At 57.8% G+C, this 15,424-nt stretch carries 8 protein-coding genes, 2 tRNA genes and 3 rRNA genes; 7 read left to right on the forward strand and 6 right to left on the reverse strand.

Annotated features, from left to right (window positions below):
• Nucleotides 1-15: 15 nt before the first annotated feature.
• From AB7M32_RS08035 to AB7M32_RS08060, 6 genes are all read right to left on the reverse strand, one after another.
• The gene (locus AB7M32_RS08035; protein WP_454249598.1) at nt 16-942 is read right to left on the reverse strand and encodes an ABC transporter permease; all 927 of its coding nucleotides are present in this window, start codon (nt 940-942) and stop codon (nt 16-18) included.
• Complete coding sequence (locus tag AB7M32_RS08040; RefSeq protein WP_454249599.1) at nt 942-2,048, reverse strand: ABC transporter permease; 1,107 nt, start codon at nt 2,046-2,048, stop codon at nt 942-944. Before AB7M32_RS08040 ends, AB7M32_RS08035 begins: the two co-directional genes overlap by 1 nt.
• A gap of 11 nt (nt 2,049-2,059) precedes the next feature.
• Nucleotides 2,060-3,613, reverse strand: a complete 1,554-nt coding sequence (locus AB7M32_RS08045) for an ABC transporter ATP-binding protein (protein ID WP_454249600.1) — start codon at nt 3,611-3,613, stop codon at nt 2,060-2,062.
• A gap of 535 nt (nt 3,614-4,148) precedes the next feature.
• The gene (locus AB7M32_RS08050; RefSeq protein WP_454249601.1) at nt 4,149-4,730 is read right to left on the reverse strand and encodes an IMPACT family protein; all 582 of its coding nucleotides are present in this window, start codon (nt 4,728-4,730) and stop codon (nt 4,149-4,151) included.
• 7 nt (nt 4,731-4,737) lie between these two features.
• Entirely contained in the window at nt 4,738-5,388 is a 651-nt protein-coding gene (locus AB7M32_RS08055; RefSeq protein WP_060739307.1) for a TetR/AcrR family transcriptional regulator, read from the reverse strand.
• A gap of 208 nt (nt 5,389-5,596) precedes the next feature.
• Nucleotides 5,597-6,517 (reverse strand): LysR family transcriptional regulator, encoded by a 921-nt coding sequence (locus AB7M32_RS08060; RefSeq protein WP_072410356.1) that lies wholly within the window; start codon nt 6,515-6,517, stop codon nt 5,597-5,599.
• Nucleotides 6,518-6,640: 123 nt separating this feature from the next.
• Between AB7M32_RS08060 and AB7M32_RS08065 the strand changes: the two genes are divergently transcribed.
• The 7 genes from AB7M32_RS08065 to rrf all read left to right on the forward strand — a co-directional run bounded on the left by AB7M32_RS08065 (nt 6,641) and on the right by rrf (nt 15,415).
• Nucleotides 6,641-7,990: an aminotransferase class III-fold pyridoxal phosphate-dependent enzyme gene (locus AB7M32_RS08065; protein ID WP_454249602.1), complete on the forward strand. Its 1,350-nt coding sequence runs from the start codon at nt 6,641-6,643 to the stop codon at nt 7,988-7,990.
• Nucleotides 7,991-8,062: 72 nt separating this feature from the next.
• Nucleotides 8,063-9,556 carry a CoA-acylating methylmalonate-semialdehyde dehydrogenase gene (locus AB7M32_RS08070; protein ID WP_454249603.1) on the forward strand — a complete coding sequence of 498 codons (1,494 nt, stop codon included), beginning with the start codon at nt 8,063-8,065 and terminating at the stop codon, nt 9,554-9,556.
• A 635-nt stretch (nt 9,557-10,191) separates the two neighbouring features.
• Nucleotides 10,192-11,728: ribosomal RNA gene (locus AB7M32_RS08075) — 16S ribosomal RNA — on the forward strand.
• 81 nt (nt 11,729-11,809) lie between these two features.
• Nucleotides 11,810-11,886 (forward strand) — tRNA-Ile (locus AB7M32_RS08080).
• Nucleotides 11,887-11,916: 30 nt separating this feature from the next.
• Nucleotides 11,917-11,992 (forward strand) — tRNA-Ala (locus AB7M32_RS08085).
• Between the two features lie 245 nt (nt 11,993-12,237).
• Nucleotides 12,238-15,129, forward strand: a 23S ribosomal RNA gene (locus AB7M32_RS08090).
• A gap of 170 nt (nt 15,130-15,299) precedes the next feature.
• A 5S ribosomal RNA gene (gene rrf, locus AB7M32_RS08095) occupies nt 15,300-15,415 on the forward strand.
• Together the 16S, 23S and 5S rRNA genes with 2 tRNA genes alongside form the textbook arrangement of a ribosomal RNA operon.
• Nucleotides 15,416-15,424: the final 9 nt, after the last annotated feature.

Consider the following 15,424-nt stretch of genomic DNA (forward strand, 5'->3'; position numbering starts at 1 on the left):
GCGCCGCGGTCTATCTCAATGCCCCGCCTGCCAAGGCTGCCCCAGTGACATCGGCGCATACAACCGGGTGCGCACGGCATCCCGGGACAGCAGCACCAGCACCACGATGGTCGCGGCATACGGCAGCATTGCCAGCAGACTCGATGGAATCGCCAGCCCCAAGCCCTGGGCCACCAGGTGCAGGATGCTGGCGAGGCCGAACAGGTAGGCACCCAGCAGCAGGCGCCACACTCGCCAACTGGCGAACACCACCAGGGCCAGGGCGATCCAGCCACGGCCGGCGCTCATGTTCTCGGCCCACATCGGCGTGTAGGCCAACGACAGATAGGCGCCGGCCAACCCGGCCATGGCGCCGCCAAACAGCACCGCCAGGGTCCGCACCCGCAATACCGGCAGGCCCATGGCGCTGGCGGCATCCGGATTCTCGCCGACGGCCTGGATGATCAATCCGGTGCGGCTTTTCATGATCACCCACGCCACCAGTGCAAACAGTGCGAAGGACAGGTAAACCAGGAGATCCTGGGCAAACAGCATCCGTCCGATCAAGGGGATGTCGCTCAGGTAGGGAATGGCCAGCGGCTCGAATCCCGCCAGCGGTTTGCCGACCCAGGCCGCGCCGACAAAACTCGACAGGCCCACCCCGAAAATCGTCAGCGCCAGCCCGGTGGCCACCTGATTGGCGTTGAACACCAGTGCCACCAGCGCGAACAATGCCGACAACAGCATCCCGGCGGCCATCGCCAGCAGCACGCCGAGCCAGAGGTTGCCACTGTTGAACGCGACGATAAAACCGATCACCGCGCCGAACAGCATCATGCCTTCCTGGCCCAGGTTGAGGACGCCGCTTTTTTCGCAGACCAATTCCCCCAGGGCCACCAGCAGCAGGGGTGTGCCACAGCGCACCATGGCGTAGAAAATATTGCTCAACAGGTCGATATCCATCACAGGGCTCCTGCCTGTACCGCAGTGGTTCGGGCGCGCCGGGTCCAGCGCAGGTTCAGGCGTGGCCGGTAGAGGATCAGCACGTCGCAGGCCAACAGGAAAAACAGCATCATCCCCTGGAACAACTGGGTGATCGCCTGGGGCAGGTTCAACGACATCTGCGCGCTCTCGCCGCCGATGTACAGCAGCGCCATCAACAGGCTGGCAAACAGAATGCCGATGGGATTGAGCCGTCCCAGGAATGCCACGGTAATCGCCGCGTAGCCGTAGCCCGGCGACACCTGCGGCACCAGTTGGCCGATCGGCCCGGTCACTTCGCAGACGCCGGCCAGCCCGGCCAGCGCACCGCTGATCAACAGCGCCAGCCATACCAGCGGCTTTTGGCGAAAGCCGGCGAAACCGGCGGCGCGGGCGTCGAGGCCCAGTACCTTGATCTGAAAACCGACGAAGCTTTTCTGCAGCAAGACCCACACCGCCACCAAGGCCAGCAGGGCGAAGTACAGCCCGGCATGGATCCGGCCGTCCTCCAGCAGCAATGGCAGGCGACTGGCCTCGCCGAACATCGCTGACTCCGGGAAGTTGAAACCCGCCGGGTCTTTCAACGGCCCGTGAACGCAAAACAGCAGCAGGTTCAGGGCGATGTAATTGAGCATGATGCTGGTCAGGATTTCGTTGGCATTGAAACGCGTGCGCAGCCACGCCGTGAGTCCGGCCCAAGCCGCCCCTGCCAGGGTGCCGGTCAGCAGGATCAGCACCAATGCCCAGCGGCTTTGCACGCCGATGATGTTCACCGCCAAGGCACTGCCGGCCAAGGCGCCCAGCAGCAGTTGGCCTTCGGCACCGATGTTCCAGATCCGCGCCTGATAGGCCACTGCCAGACCGAGGGCGCAGAGCAGGATTGGCAAGGTCTTGACCAGCCATTCGGACACGCCATAAAGATCGCTGATCGGGGCAATCAACAGGGTGTACAGCGTTTGCAACGGGTCATGCCCCAGGATGATGAACAGCAGCGAGCCGCAACCCAGGGTCAACACGGCGGCCAGTAGCGGCGAGCACCAGAGCATCAGGCGCGATTGCTGGCCGCGGGGTTCGAGAGAAAGCAGCATGTGGAACTCCGTTATACCGGCGCGGGGGCAGGGGATTGAGGGGCGTCGAACTGGCCGGCCATCCAGCCGCCGACATCGCTGAGCCGGGTCTCGCCCGTGGGGCGCAAGGCCGACAGGCGCCCGCCGCACAAGGCGCCGAGGCGGTCGCTGATCTGGAACAGTTCGTCGAGGTCTTCGGAGATCACCAGAATGGCCGCGCCCGCATCGCGCAGGGTGATCAGGGCGCGATGGATGGTCGCCGCCGCCCCGACGTCCACGCCCCAGGTCGGGTGTGCGGCCACCAGTAGTTTTGGCTGTTGGAGGATTTCCCGGCCAAGAATGAATTTCTGCAAGTTGCCCCCCGAAAGGCTGCGTGCCGGGGTTCGGGTGGAAGGTGTCTTCACGCCGAAGCGACGGATGATCTCCTCGGCCAGGTGCTCGACCTGGCGGCGTCGAATCAGTCCATGGCTGACCAGGCCTTGTTGGAAAGCGCTGAGCAAGGCGTTATCCGCCAGGCTCAATTGCGGCACGGCGCCGTGGCCCAGGCGTTCGGCGGGGACAAATGCCAGGCCGAGCCGACGACGGGCATCGGGGCGCAGGTGCGCGACGGGTTGCCCGTCGAATCGGATCGTTTCGCCTTGCTGTCGGGAAAGCTGCGTTTCTCCGCTGAGCAACGCCAGCCATTCGTCCTGGCCGTTGCCCGCCACCCCGGCGATACCGACGATTTCGCCGCTGCAGACCTCGAGGTCAATGTCCCGCAACGAGCAGCCGAACGGGTCCGGGTTGTGCCAGGACAGCTTGTTGATTTGCAGGAAGGCTTTGTCTGCGCTGACCTTGGGATAGTCTGTGATCAGTCCGGCCGCTTCGCCGACCATCAGTTGTGCCAGCTCCCGGTCCGAGCAATGCGCCGGGGTGCAATGCCCCGAAACCCGCCCGCCCCGCAGTACCGTGGCGCTGTGGCACAAGGCCCGCACCTCTCCGAGCTTGTGGCTGATAAACAAAATGCTGCAGCCCTCGCTCGCCAGGCGGCGCAGGGTCACGAACAGCTCTTCGGCTTCCACGGGCGTGAGCACCGAGGTCGGCTCATCAAGAATCAACAGCCGAATGTCCTGCATCAGGCAGCGAATGATCTCTACCCGCTGGCGCTCGCCAATCGACAGGCTGTGAACCAGCCGCTGCGGTTCCAGTGCCATGCCGTAGCGCCGCGACACTTCGCGAATCCGAGGTTCCAGCTGTGCTGGCGAACCGGCTGTCGCGCCCATTGCCAGGGCAATGTTCTGCGCAACGGTAAGGGTTTCGAACAGCGAGAAATGCTGGAACACCATGCCGATGCCCAGGCTGCGAGCCTGGGCCGGGTTACGCAGGTTGACGCGCTGGCCTTGCCAGATCACTTCACCCGAATCGGCAGGGGTGACGCCGTAGATAATCTTCATCAGAGTACTTTTGCCAGCACCGTTTTCGCCGAGCAGCGCGTGGATTTCGCCGGGCTGGATGCTCAGGTCGATGGCGTCGTTGGCCAGGCAACCGGGGTAGCGTTTGCTGATCTTGCGCAGTTGCAGGCGCGCGATGGAGTCGGGGTTGGACATGACAGGCTCGGGCCGATGGACAGGAATGCCTGTGGATAAAGCAATTTCCTGGCCATAAGGTCAGGAAAATACCTTGGCCCCACCGCCAAGGCCCTCTGTGTATGGCCTGGACACCTGCAACAGGAAAATTCTGCACCGGGTTGGAGCGCGCACGTTTTATGCAGGCATCGGTTTGCCCTGAAATGGGTGGTTAAAAATTGAACAAGCGGCCGCGAGCCGTGATCTTCTTGGGGCGGGAGGAGCCATGAACGGGTTATCCACAGGTTGCTCCACAGTTATTGTGCGCAAGCCGGACACTCAGGCATAAGCACTGCGACGCTTTCTTCTAAAGGTGATAAACCCCTGCAAGCATTTGTTTTGCAGATGGATTTGTCGGTTGGGCAGGACTTTGGACGAAAAGTGAGCAACCCTCTGAAACCCGCATGACAGAAGGGTTACAGAGGAATGTGCTCAGGTTATCCACAGTCGGGTGCACAGTGGATGTGGGCAAGTTGAACGATTGCGTGACGCCCTGAAAGGTTGCAAGCCTGCGAACTCAACGCTCCAACAGGATCCGTCCACGGCTCAGGCCGGCCAGTTGTGCTTGCAAGGTTTCGATGTGAGCTTCACCCACGGCCAATTGCAGGTCCACGCCATTGGCGGTGAAGCGTTCCTCATTTACCAGCCCGCCGCACTCGGCGACGCGCAATTTCACCAGGGGCAGTTCGGCGAACCCGCAGCTACAGTGCAGCGGCACACGGCTGATCAGTTCGATTTTTTCGGCGTTTTGCAGGCATTTGTTCGCCCCGCCGCCGTAAGCCCGGGCGAGCCCGCCCGTGCCCAGTTGAATCCCGCCGTACCAGCGAATCACCAGCACCACGACTTGATCGCAGGCCTGGGCTTCGATCGCCGCCAGGATCGGCCGCCCGGCGGTGCCACCTGGTTCGCCATCGTCGTTGCTGCGGTATTGGTCGCCGAGTTTCCAGGCCCAGCAATTGTGCGTGGCATCCAGGTCGCTGTGCTGCTCGATGAACGCTTGGGCATCGGCGGAGTTTGTGATGGGCGCGGCGAAGGTGATGAAGCGGCTTTTGCGAATTTCTTCGCGGTACTCGCAAAAACCGGCAAGGGTAAAGGACATGGCGATCTTAAAGAGTGGGGGTCAGGCCGCAGCCCTTGAGAATGATGCGGATCAGGTTGTCACCCGCGTCGATCATGTCCTGTTTGGTCAACTTGCTGCGACCGGTCACGCGACAGATCTGGGTGGCGAAGTCGGCGTAATGCTGGGTGCTGCCCCACAACAGGAAAATAAGGTGCACTGGATCGATCGGGTCCATCTTGCCCGCGTCGATCCAGGCCTGGAACACGGCCGCCCGGCCATTGAACCAGGCACGATAATCCTGGTTGAAATACTCGGTCAGGCATTCGCCACCGCTGATCACTTCCATGGCAAACAACCGCGATGCCTGGGGCTGGCGACGAGAGAACTCCATTTTGGCGCGGATATAGCGGGTCAAGGCTTCGGCCGGATCATCCTCGGCGGTGAGGGTATTGAAGGTGCTGTCCCACAATTCGATGATGTTGCTCAGCACCGCCACGTACAAGCCGAGTTTATTGGTGAAGTAATAATGCAGGTTCGCCTTGGGCAGCCCAGCCTTGAGGGCGATGGCATTCATGCTGGTGCCTTTGAACCCGTGGCGAGCGAATTCATCTTCGGCAGCCTTGAGGATCGTCTCTTCGTTCTTTTGACGAATGCGACTAGTGGGCTTGCCACTGTGGGCAGGGACTTCAAAGGTCATGGGCGTTTCCGGGCTGGGTCTGTGGGCAAGCAAATGCGTTGATAGCGCACCGGCATCGATCCGACAAGTGCCATCACACTAAAAAGACCTCCGCCGATGACCAGGCCAACCTCGACCAATGTGGGAGCGAGCTTGCTCGCGATAGCGGTTAGTCAGTCAATGGTGATGTGGATGACCTATCGCTATCGCGAGCAAGGGGCAAATGGGATCAGCGGGTTGCCGCCAGGCTCTCAAGGAAACTCTCCAGCACCAGGTGGGGTCGGCGACCCTTGCGCGTAACCGACGCCAGGCTCAGATCATAGAACCGTGCCGCGGGCTTCAAGGCCCGCAACCGACCTTGCTGGACCCAGAGGTTGGCATAGTGATCAGGCAGGTAACCGATGTAGCGTCCGGTGAGAATCAGGAACGCCATGCCTTCACGGTCCGATGCACTCGCGGTGCAGTTGAGCGCCTGGTAATGGGCCTGGATCTCGGCCGGCAGGCGGAACGTCGGTGCGATGGCGTCCTGGCTGTTGAGGCGAGCATCTTCAAGCTGTTGGTCATCGACATAAAACAGCGGATGCCCGACCGCGCAGTACAGCAGCGATCGTTCACTGTACAGCGGTTGATATTCCAGCCCGGACAGGGCACTGGCCTGGGGGACCACGCCGACATGCAAGCGCCCGTCGAGCACGCCTTGCTCGACTTCGTTGGGGGCGATCATGCGGATCTGGATCTGCACGTCAGGCCCGCGCTCTTTCAATTGCGCCAGGGCGTGGGTGATGCGCATGTGGGGCAGGGTGACCAGGTTGTCGGTCAGGCCGATGGTCAACTCACCGCGCAAGTGCTGGTGCAGGCCGTTGACCTCAGTGCGAAAACTTTCCAGTGCGCTCAATAACTGCAACGCCGATTGATACACCTCACGGCCTTCCTCAGTCAGGGAAAACCCCGCACGCCCGCGTTGGCACAGGCGCAAGCCGAGGCGTTGTTCAAGATCGCTCATCTGCTGGCTGATGGCCGAGCGGCCGATGCCCAGCACGGTTTCCGCGGCGGAAAACCCACCACATTCCACGACGCTGCGGAAAATGCGCAGCAGACGGATATCAAAGTCGCTGACCTGGGCCAGTGGATCGGGACGACGTGCGCTCATAGTTTAGTAATCCACCGACTGAAGGTTACAAAAGTTGCATTTCATCGACTTTATCGCCGTGGCAACTTAGCTGCAAGAACGCCTTTCGATCCCCTGTCGCTTATGACCTGCGAGGTTTTGTCGATGAACATGCCCGAACACGCTACCGGTTCCTTGGCCAGCCAGCTCAAGCTCGATGCCCACTGGATGCCTTACACCGCTAACCGTAATTTCCAGCGCGATCCGCGTCTGATCGTCGCTGCCGAAGGCAGTTGGCTGGTGGATGACAAGGGACGCAAGGTGTACGACTCGCTGTCGGGCCTGTGGACATGCGGCGCCGGACACACCCGCAAGGAAATCCAGGAAGCGGTCGCCAAGCAACTGGGTACCCTCGATTACTCGCCGGGGTTCCAGTACGGTCATCCGCTATCGTTCCAGTTGGCGGAAAAAATCACCAGCCTGACCCCGGGCAATCTCAATCACGTGTTCTTCACCGATTCCGGCTCCGAGTGCGCCGATACCGCGGTGAAGATGGTCCGTGCCTACTGGCGCCTCAAGGGCCAGGCGACCAAGACCAAGATGATCGGCCGTGCCCGTGGCTATCACGGGGTGAACATCGCCGGTACCAGCCTCGGCGGTGTCAGCGGCAACCGCAAGTTGTTCGGCCAGGCGATGATGGATGTCGATCACTTGCCCCACACCTTGCTGGCCAGCAACGCCTATTCCCGTGGCATGCCGAAAGAAGGTGGCATCGCCTTGGCCGATGAGCTGCTGAAGCTGATCGAACTGCACGACGCTTCCAACATTGCCGCAGTGTTCGTCGAGCCGATGGCTGGCTCGGCCGGCGTGCTGGTGCCGCCTGAGGGGTACCTCAAGCGCCTGCGGGAAATCTGCGACCAGCACAGCATTCTCTTGGTGTTCGACGAAGTGATCACCGGTTTCGGTCGCACCGGTTCGATGTTCGGTGCCGACAGCTTTGGCGTGACCCCGGACCTGATGTGCATCGCCAAGCAAGTCACCAATGGCGCGATCCCCATGGGCGCGGTGATTGCCAGCAGCGAGATCTACCAGACATTCATGAACCAGCCGACGCCTGAGTACGCGGTGGAATTCCCCCACGGCTACACCTACTCGGCGCACCCGGTGGCTTGCGCGGCTGGTCTGGCGGCGCTGGACCTGCTGCAAAAGGAAAACCTGGTGCAGAGCGTGGCCGAGATCGCCCCGCATTTCGAGAATGCATTGCACGGTTTGAAGGGCGCGAAGAACGTCATCGACATTCGCAACTATGGCCTGGCCGGCGCGATCCAGATCGCCGGGCGCGATGGCGATGCCATCGTGCGTCCGTTCGAGGCTGGCATGGCGTTATGGAAAGCCGGGTTCTATGTGCGGTTCGGTGGCGACACCCTGCAATTCGGGCCGACGTTCAACAGCAAGCCGCAGGACCTGGATCGCCTGTTCGACGCCGTCGGTGAAGTGCTGAACAAGCTCGACTGATGCGTCCTTCTCTATAGCTTTCGATAACGGGCGTCCGGTCACGGGCGCCTGTGGATAATTCCGGAGTCCCCCATGAGCCTCATCCCGCATTTGATCAATGGCGAACTGCTGAGCGACAGCGCTCGCACCGCCGATGTGTTCAACCCGTCCACTGGCCAGGCCATCCATAAGGTGCCGTTGGCTGATCGCGCGACCATCCAGCAGGCTATCGACGCCGCCAAGGCGGCTTTCCCGGCCTGGCGCAATACTCCGGCGGCCAAGCGTGCGCAGGTCATGTTTCGTTTCAAGCAATTGCTGGAGCAAAACGAGGCGCGTATCGCCCAGTTGATCAGCGAAGAACACGGCAAGACTTTGGAAGACGCGGCCGGTGAACTCAAGCGCGGCATCGAAAACGTCGAGTTTGCCTGTGCAGCGCCAGAAATCCTGAAAGGCGAATACAGCCGTAACGTAGGACCGAACATCGACGCCTGGTCAGACTTTCAACCCTTGGGCGTGGTGGCGGGCATTACACCGTTCAACTTCCCGGCGATGGTTCCGCTGTGGATGTATCCGCTGGCGATCGTCTGCGGTAACTGCTTCATTCTCAAACCGTCCGAGCGCGACCCGAGTTCGACGTTGTTGATCGCCCAGTTGCTGTTGGAAGCCGGTTTGCCCAAGGGCGTCTTGAGCGTGGTCCATGGCGACAAGGCCGCGGTGGATGCGCTGATCGAAGCACCGGAAGTGAAGGCGCTGAGTTTTGTCGGTTCGACGCCGATTGCCGAATACATCTATGCCGAGGGCACTCGACGTGGCAAACGCGTCCAGGCACTGGGTGGGGCGAAGAACCATGCGGTGCTGATGCCGGATGCCGACCTGGACAATGCCGTCAGCGCGCTGATGGGCGCGGCGTACGGTTCGTGCGGCGAGCGTTGCATGGCGATTTCGGTGGCGGTGTGTGTCGGCGACCAGGTGGCGGATGCACTGGTGGCCAAGCTGGTGCCGCAGATCAAGGCGCTGAAGATCGGCGCAGGCACGTCTTGCGGGCTGGACATGGGGCCGTTGGTGACCGGTCAGCACCGGGACAAGGTCAGTGGTTATATAGAAGAAGGTGTGGCGGCGGGTGCTTCGCTGATTGTCGATGGTCGCGGCTTGAGTGTGACTGGTCATGAGGAGGGCTTCTTCCTCGGCGGCTGCCTGTTCGATCGTGTGACCCCCGAGATGCGCATCTATAAGGAAGAGATCTTTGGGCCGGTGCTGTGCATCGTCCGGGTCAACAGCCTGGAAGAGGCGATGCAACTGATCAATGATCACGAGTATGGCAACGGCACCTGCATCTTCACCCGCGATGGCGAGGCGGCGCGGTTGTTCTGCGACGAGATCGAGGTCGGCATGGTGGGCGTCAATGTTCCATTGCCGGTGCCTGTGGCCTATCACAGCTTTGGCGGTTGGAAGCGTTCGCTGTTCGGCGACCTGCACGCCTATGGCCCGGACGGCGTGCGTTTCTATACCCGTCGCAAGGCGATTACCCAACGCTGGCCGCAGCGTGCCAGCCATGAGGCTTCACAGTTCGCGTTCCCCAGCTTGTAGTCAGTCAGTGAAGAGGCCGGCGCCCTTGGCGCCGGCTTCTGTATTTACGGGGCTTTTAAACTGATGTGACAGAATTGTGAAAATAAGGGTTGACGGCAAATTCTGGAAGTCTATAATTCGCCCCACTTCCGGCGCAGTCGAAACGGAAAACTCCTTGAGATTCAACGAGTTAAGTAGGTTTCGAAGGTGCAGGGCTTCAGTTCATCGAAGTCCGGAAGGAGCAGGTAGAGCGGTGTTGTTTGGCTCTATCGGCGGTTCGATCTTCTCGGTCGAAAGCGGTGAAAAAGAGGTGTTGACAGCAGCGAGTAACGCTGTAGAATTCGCCTCCCGCTAACGAGAGATCGGAAGCGCAAGTGGTTGAAGTTGTTGAGGTTTCCGAAGCGAAACTTTGAAGATTTCTGAAAATAACCGCTTGACAGATACACAGGGCGCTGTAGAATGCGCGCCTCGGTTGAGACGAAAGACTCAGCCAACCGCTCTTTAACAACTGAATCAAGCAATTCGTGTGGGTGCTTGTGGAGTCAGACTGCTAGTCAACAGATTATCAGCATCACAAGTTACTCCGCGAGAAATCAAAGATGTAACCAACGATTGCTGAGCCAAGTTTAGGGTTTTCTCAAAACCCAAAGATGTTTGAACTGAAGAGTTTGATCATGGCTCAGATTGAACGCTGGCGGCAGGCCTAACACATGCAAGTCGAGCGGTAGAGAGAAGCTTGCTTCTCTTGAGAGCGGCGGACGGGTGAGTAATGCCTAGGAATCTGCCTGGTAGTGGGGGATAACGCTCGGAAACGGACGCTAATACCGCATACGTCCTACGGGAGAAAGCAGGGGACCTTCGGGCCTTGCGCTATCAGATGAGCCTAGGTCGGATTAGCTAGTTGGTGAGGTAATGGCTCACCAAGGCGACGATCCGTAACTGGTCTGAGAGGATGATCAGTCACACTGGAACTGAGACACGGTCCAGACTCCTACGGGAGGCAGCAGTGGGGAATATTGGACAATGGGCGAAAGCCTGATCCAGCCATGCCGCGTGTGTGAAGAAGGTCTTCGGATTGTAAAGCACTTTAAGTTGGGAGGAAGGGCATTAACCTAATACGTTAGTGTTTTGACGTTACCGACAGAATAAGCACCGGCTAACTCTGTGCCAGCAGCCGCGGTAATACAGAGGGTGCAAGCGTTAATCGGAATTACTGGGCGTAAAGCGCGCGTAGGTGGTTCGTTAAGTTGGATGTGAAATCCCCGGGCTCAACCTGGGAACTGCATTCAAAACTGTCGAGCTAGAGTATGGTAGAGGGTGGTGGAATTTCCTGTGTAGCGGTGAAATGCGTAGATATAGGAAGGAACACCAGTGGCGAAGGCGACCACCTGGACTGATACTGACACTGAGGTGCGAAAGCGTGGGGAGCAAACAGGATTAGATACCCTGGTAGTCCACGCCGTAAACGATGTCAACTAGCCGTTGGGAGCCTTGAGCTCTTAGTGGCGCAGCTAACGCATTAAGTTGACCGCCTGGGGAGTACGGCCGCAAGGTTAAAACTCAAATGAATTGACGGGGGCCCGCACAAGCGGTGGAGCATGTGGTTTAATTCGAAGCAACGCGAAGAACCTTACCAGGCCTTGACATCCAATGAACTTTCCAGAGATGGATTGGTGCCTTCGGGAGCATTGAGACAGGTGCTGCATGGCTGTCGTCAGCTCGTGTCGTGAGATGTTGGGTTAAGTCCCGTAACGAGCGCAACCCTTGTCCTTAGTTACCAGCACGTTATGGTGGGCACTCTAAGGAGACTGCCGGTGACAAACCGGAGGAAGGTGGGGATGACGTCAAGTCATCATGGCCCTTACGGCCTGGGCTACACACGTGCTACAATGGTCGGTACAGAGGGTTGCCAAGCCGCGAGGTGGAGCTAATCCCACAAAACCGATCGTAGTCCGGATCGCAGTCTGCAACTCGACTGCGTGAAGTCGGAATCGCTAGTAATCGCGAATCAGAATGTCGCGGTGAATACGTTCCCGGGCCTTGTACACACCGCCCGTCACACCATGGGAGTGGGTTGCACCAGAAGTAGCTAGTCTAACCTTCGGGGGGACGGTTACCACGGTGTGATTCATGACTGGGGTGAAGTCGTAACAAGGTAGCCGTAGGGGAACCTGCGGCTGGATCACCTCCTTAATCGACGACCGCAGCTGCTTCATGAGCTCCCACACGAATTGCTTGATTCATTGAAGAAGACGAAAGAAGCAGCCCGAAATTGGGTCTGTAGCTCAGTTGGTTAGAGCGCACCCCTGATAAGGGTGAGGTCGGCAGTTCGAATCTGCCCAGACCCACCAATTTTGTGTGGGAAACGCCTGTAGAAATACGGGGCCATAGCTCAGCTGGGAGAGCGCCTGCCTTGCACGCAGGAGGTCAGCGGTTCGATCCCGCTTGGCTCCACCACTACTGCTTCGATTGTATAAAGCTTAGAAATGAGCATTCCATCGGTTCGATGGTGAATGTTGATTTCTAGTCTTTGACTAGTTCGTTCTTTAAAAATTTGGGTATGTGATAGAAAGATAGACTGAACGTTACTTTCACTGGTAACGGATCAGGCTAAGGTAAAATTTGTGAGTTGCTCTTTGAGCAAGATCGAATTTTCGGCGAATGTCGTCTTCACAGTATAACCAGATTGCTTGGGGTTATATGGTCAAGTGAAGAAGCGCATACGGTGGATGCCTTGGCAGTCAGAGGCGATGAAAGACGTGGTAGCCTGCGAAAAGCTTCGGGGAGTCGGCAAACAGACTGTGATCCGGAGATGTCTGAATGGGGGAACCCAGCCATCATAAGATGGTTATCTTGTACTGAATACATAGGTGCAAGAGGCGAACCAGGGGAACTGAAACATCTAAGTACCCTGAGGAAAAGAAATCAACCGAGATTCCCTTAGTAGTGGCGAGCGAACGGGGACTAGCCCTTAAGCTTCTTTGATTTTAGCGGAACGCTCTGGAAAGTGCGGCCATAGTGGGTGATAGCCCTGTACGCGAAAGGATCTTAGAAGTGAAATCGAGTAGGACGGAGCACGAGAAACTTTGTCTGAATATGGGGGGACCATCCTCCAAGGCTAAATACTACTGACTGACCGATAGTGAACTAGTACCGTGAGGGAAAGGCGAAAAGAACCCCGGAGAGGGGAGTGAAATAGATCCTGAAACCGTATGCGTACAAGCAGTGGGAGCCCACTTTGTTGGGTGACTGCGTACCTTTTGTATAATGGGTCAGCGACTTATTTTCAGTGGCGAGCTTAACCGAATAGGGGAGGCGTAGCGAAAGCGAGTCTTAATAGGGCGTCTAGTCGCTGGGAATAGACCCGAAACCGGGCGATCTATCCATGGGCAGGTTGAAGGTTAGGTAACACTGACTGGAGGACCGAACCGACTACCGTTGAAAAGTTAGCGGATGACCTGTGGATCGGAGTGAAAGGCTAATCAAGCTCGGAGATAGCTGGTTCTCCTCGAAAGCTATTTAGGTAGCGCCTCATGTATCACTGTAGGGGGTAGAGCACTGTTTCGGCTAGGGGGTCATCCCGACTTACCAAACCGATGCAAACTCCGAATACCTACAAGTGCCGAGCATGGGAGACACACGGCGGGTGCTAACGTCCGTCGTGAAAAGGGAAACAACCCAGACCGTCAGCTAAGGTCCCAAAGTTATGGTTAAGTGGGAAACGATGTGGGAAGGCTTAGACAGCTAGGAGGTTGGCTTAGAAGCAGCCACCCTTTAAAGAAAGCGTAATAGCTCACTAGTCGAGTCGGCCTGCGCGGAAGATGTAACGGGGCTCAAACCATACACCGAAGCTACGGGTATCACGTAAGTGATGCGGTAGAGGAGCGTTCTGTAAGCCTGTGAAGGTGAGTTGAGAAGCTTGCTGGAGGTATCAGAAGTGCGAATGCTGACATGAGTAACGACAATGGGTGTGAAAAACACCCACGCCGAAAGACCAAGGTTTCCTGCGCAACGTTAATCGACGCAGGGTTAGTCGGTCCCTAAGGCGAGGCTGAAAAGCGTAGTCGATGGAAAACAGGTTAATATTCCTGTACTTCTGGTTATTGCGATGGAGGGACGGAGAAGGCTAGGCCAGCTTGGCGTTGGTTGTCCAAGTTTAAGGTGGTAGGCTGGAATCTTAGGTAAATCCGGGATTCTAAGGCCGAGAGCTGATGACGAGTTACCCTTTGGGTGACGAAGTGGTTGATGCCATGCTTCCAAGAAAAGCTTCTAAGCTTCAGGTAACCAGGAACCGTACCCCAAACCGACACAGGTGGTTGGGTAGAGAATACCAAGGCGCTTGAGAGAACTCGGGTGAAGGAACTAGGCAAAATGGCACCGTAACTTCGGGAGAAGGTGCGCCGGTGAGGGTGAAGCACTTGCTGCGTAAGCCCACGCCGGTCGAAGATACCAGGCCGCTGCGACTGTTTATTAAAAACACAGCACTCTGCAAACACGAAAGTGGACGTATAGGGTGTGACGCCTGCCCGGTGCCGGAAGGTTAATTGATGGGGTTAGCTAACGCGAAGCTCTTGATCGAAGCCCCGGTAAACGGCGGCCGTAACTATAACGGTCCTAAGGTAGCGAAATTCCTTGTCGGGTAAGTTCCGACCTGCACGAATGGCGTAACGATGGCGGCGCTGTCTCCACCCGAGACTCAGTGAAATTGAAATCGCTGTGAAGATGCAGTGTATCCGCGGCTAGACGGAAAGACCCCGTGAACCTTTACTATAGCTTTGCACTGGACTTTGAATTTGCTTGTGTAGGATAGGTGGGAGGCTTTGAAGCGTGGACGCCAGTTCGCGTGGAGCCATCCTTGAAATACCACCCTGGCAACTTTGAGGTTCTAACTCAGGTCCGTTATCCGGATCGAGGACAGTGTATGGTGGGTAGTTTGACTGGGGCGGTCTCCTCCTAAAGAGTAACGGAGGAGTACGAAGGTGCGCTCAGACCGGTCGGAAATCGGTCGTAGAGTATAAAGGCAAAAGCGCGCTTGACTGCGAGACAGACACGTCGAGCAGGTACGAAAGTAGGTCTTAGTGATCCGGTGGTTCTGTATGGAAGGGCCATCGCTCAACGGATAAAAGGTACTCCGGGGATAACAGGCTGATACCGCCCAAGAGTTCATATCGACGGCGGTGTTTGGCACCTCGATGTCGGCTCATCACATCCTGGGGCTGAAGCCGGTCCCAAGGGTATGGCTGTTCGCCATTTAAAGTGGTACGCGAGCTGGGTTTAGAACGTCGTGAGACAGTTCGGTCCCTATCTGCCGTGGACGTTTGAGATTTGAGAGGGGCTGCTCCTAGTACGAGAGGACCGGAGTGGACGAACCTCTGGTGTTCCGGTTGTCACGCCAGTGGCATTGCCGGGTAGCTATGTTCGGAAAAGATAACCGCTGAAAGCATCTAAGCGGGAAACTTGCCTCAAGATGAGATCTCACTGGGACCTTGAGTCCCCTGAAGGGCCGTCGAAGACTACGACGTTGATAGGCAGGGTGTGTAAGCGCTGTGAGGCGTTGAGCTAACCTGTACTAATTGCCCGTGAGGCTTGACCATATAACACCCAAGCAATTTGAATGCTCCAAGCCCCAAGGCGAACGAGACCAGATTGCGGTGTGTGAAGACGAAACGAACCGAAAGTTCGAGACGCTTAACCGCAACGCACAAACTATCGCATACCCATTTGCTGGAACGTGACCGCAAGGCACGCGCCGGCTACCGAATTTCTTGACGACCATAGAGCATTGGAACCACCTGATCCCATCCCGAACTCAGAAGTGAAACGATGCATCGCCGATGGTAGTGTGGGGTTTCCCCATGTGAGAGTAGGTCATCGTCAAGATTAAATTCC

This window comes from Pseudomonas sp. R151218B TE3479 (assembly GCF_053629195.1).

Excerpts from the sequence above, each read along its gene's own strand:
- AB7M32_RS08070 (WP_454249603.1), top strand. The coding sequence starts at position 8,063 with ATGAGCCTCATCCCGCATTTGATCAATGGCGAACTGCTGAGCGACAGC.
- AB7M32_RS08035 (WP_454249598.1), bottom strand. The coding sequence starts at position 942 with ATGGATATCGACCTGTTGAGCAATATTTTCTACGCCATGGTGCGCTGT.
- AB7M32_RS08055 (WP_060739307.1), bottom strand. The coding sequence starts at position 5,388 with ATGACCTTTGAAGTCCCTGCCCACAGTGGCAAGCCCACTAGTCGCATT.
- AB7M32_RS08045 (WP_454249600.1), bottom strand. The coding sequence starts at position 3,613 with ATGTCCAACCCCGACTCCATCGCGCGCCTGCAACTGCGCAAGATCAGC.
- AB7M32_RS08060 (WP_072410356.1), bottom strand. The coding sequence starts at position 6,517 with ATGAGCGCACGTCGTCCCGATCCACTGGCCCAGGTCAGCGACTTTGAT.
- AB7M32_RS08050 (WP_454249601.1), bottom strand. The coding sequence starts at position 4,730 with ATGTCCTTTACCCTTGCCGGTTTTTGCGAGTACCGCGAAGAAATTCGC.
- AB7M32_RS08040 (WP_454249599.1), bottom strand. The coding sequence starts at position 2,048 with ATGCTGCTTTCTCTCGAACCCCGCGGCCAGCAATCGCGCCTGATGCTC.
- AB7M32_RS08065 (WP_454249602.1), top strand. The coding sequence starts at position 6,641 with ATGAACATGCCCGAACACGCTACCGGTTCCTTGGCCAGCCAGCTCAAG.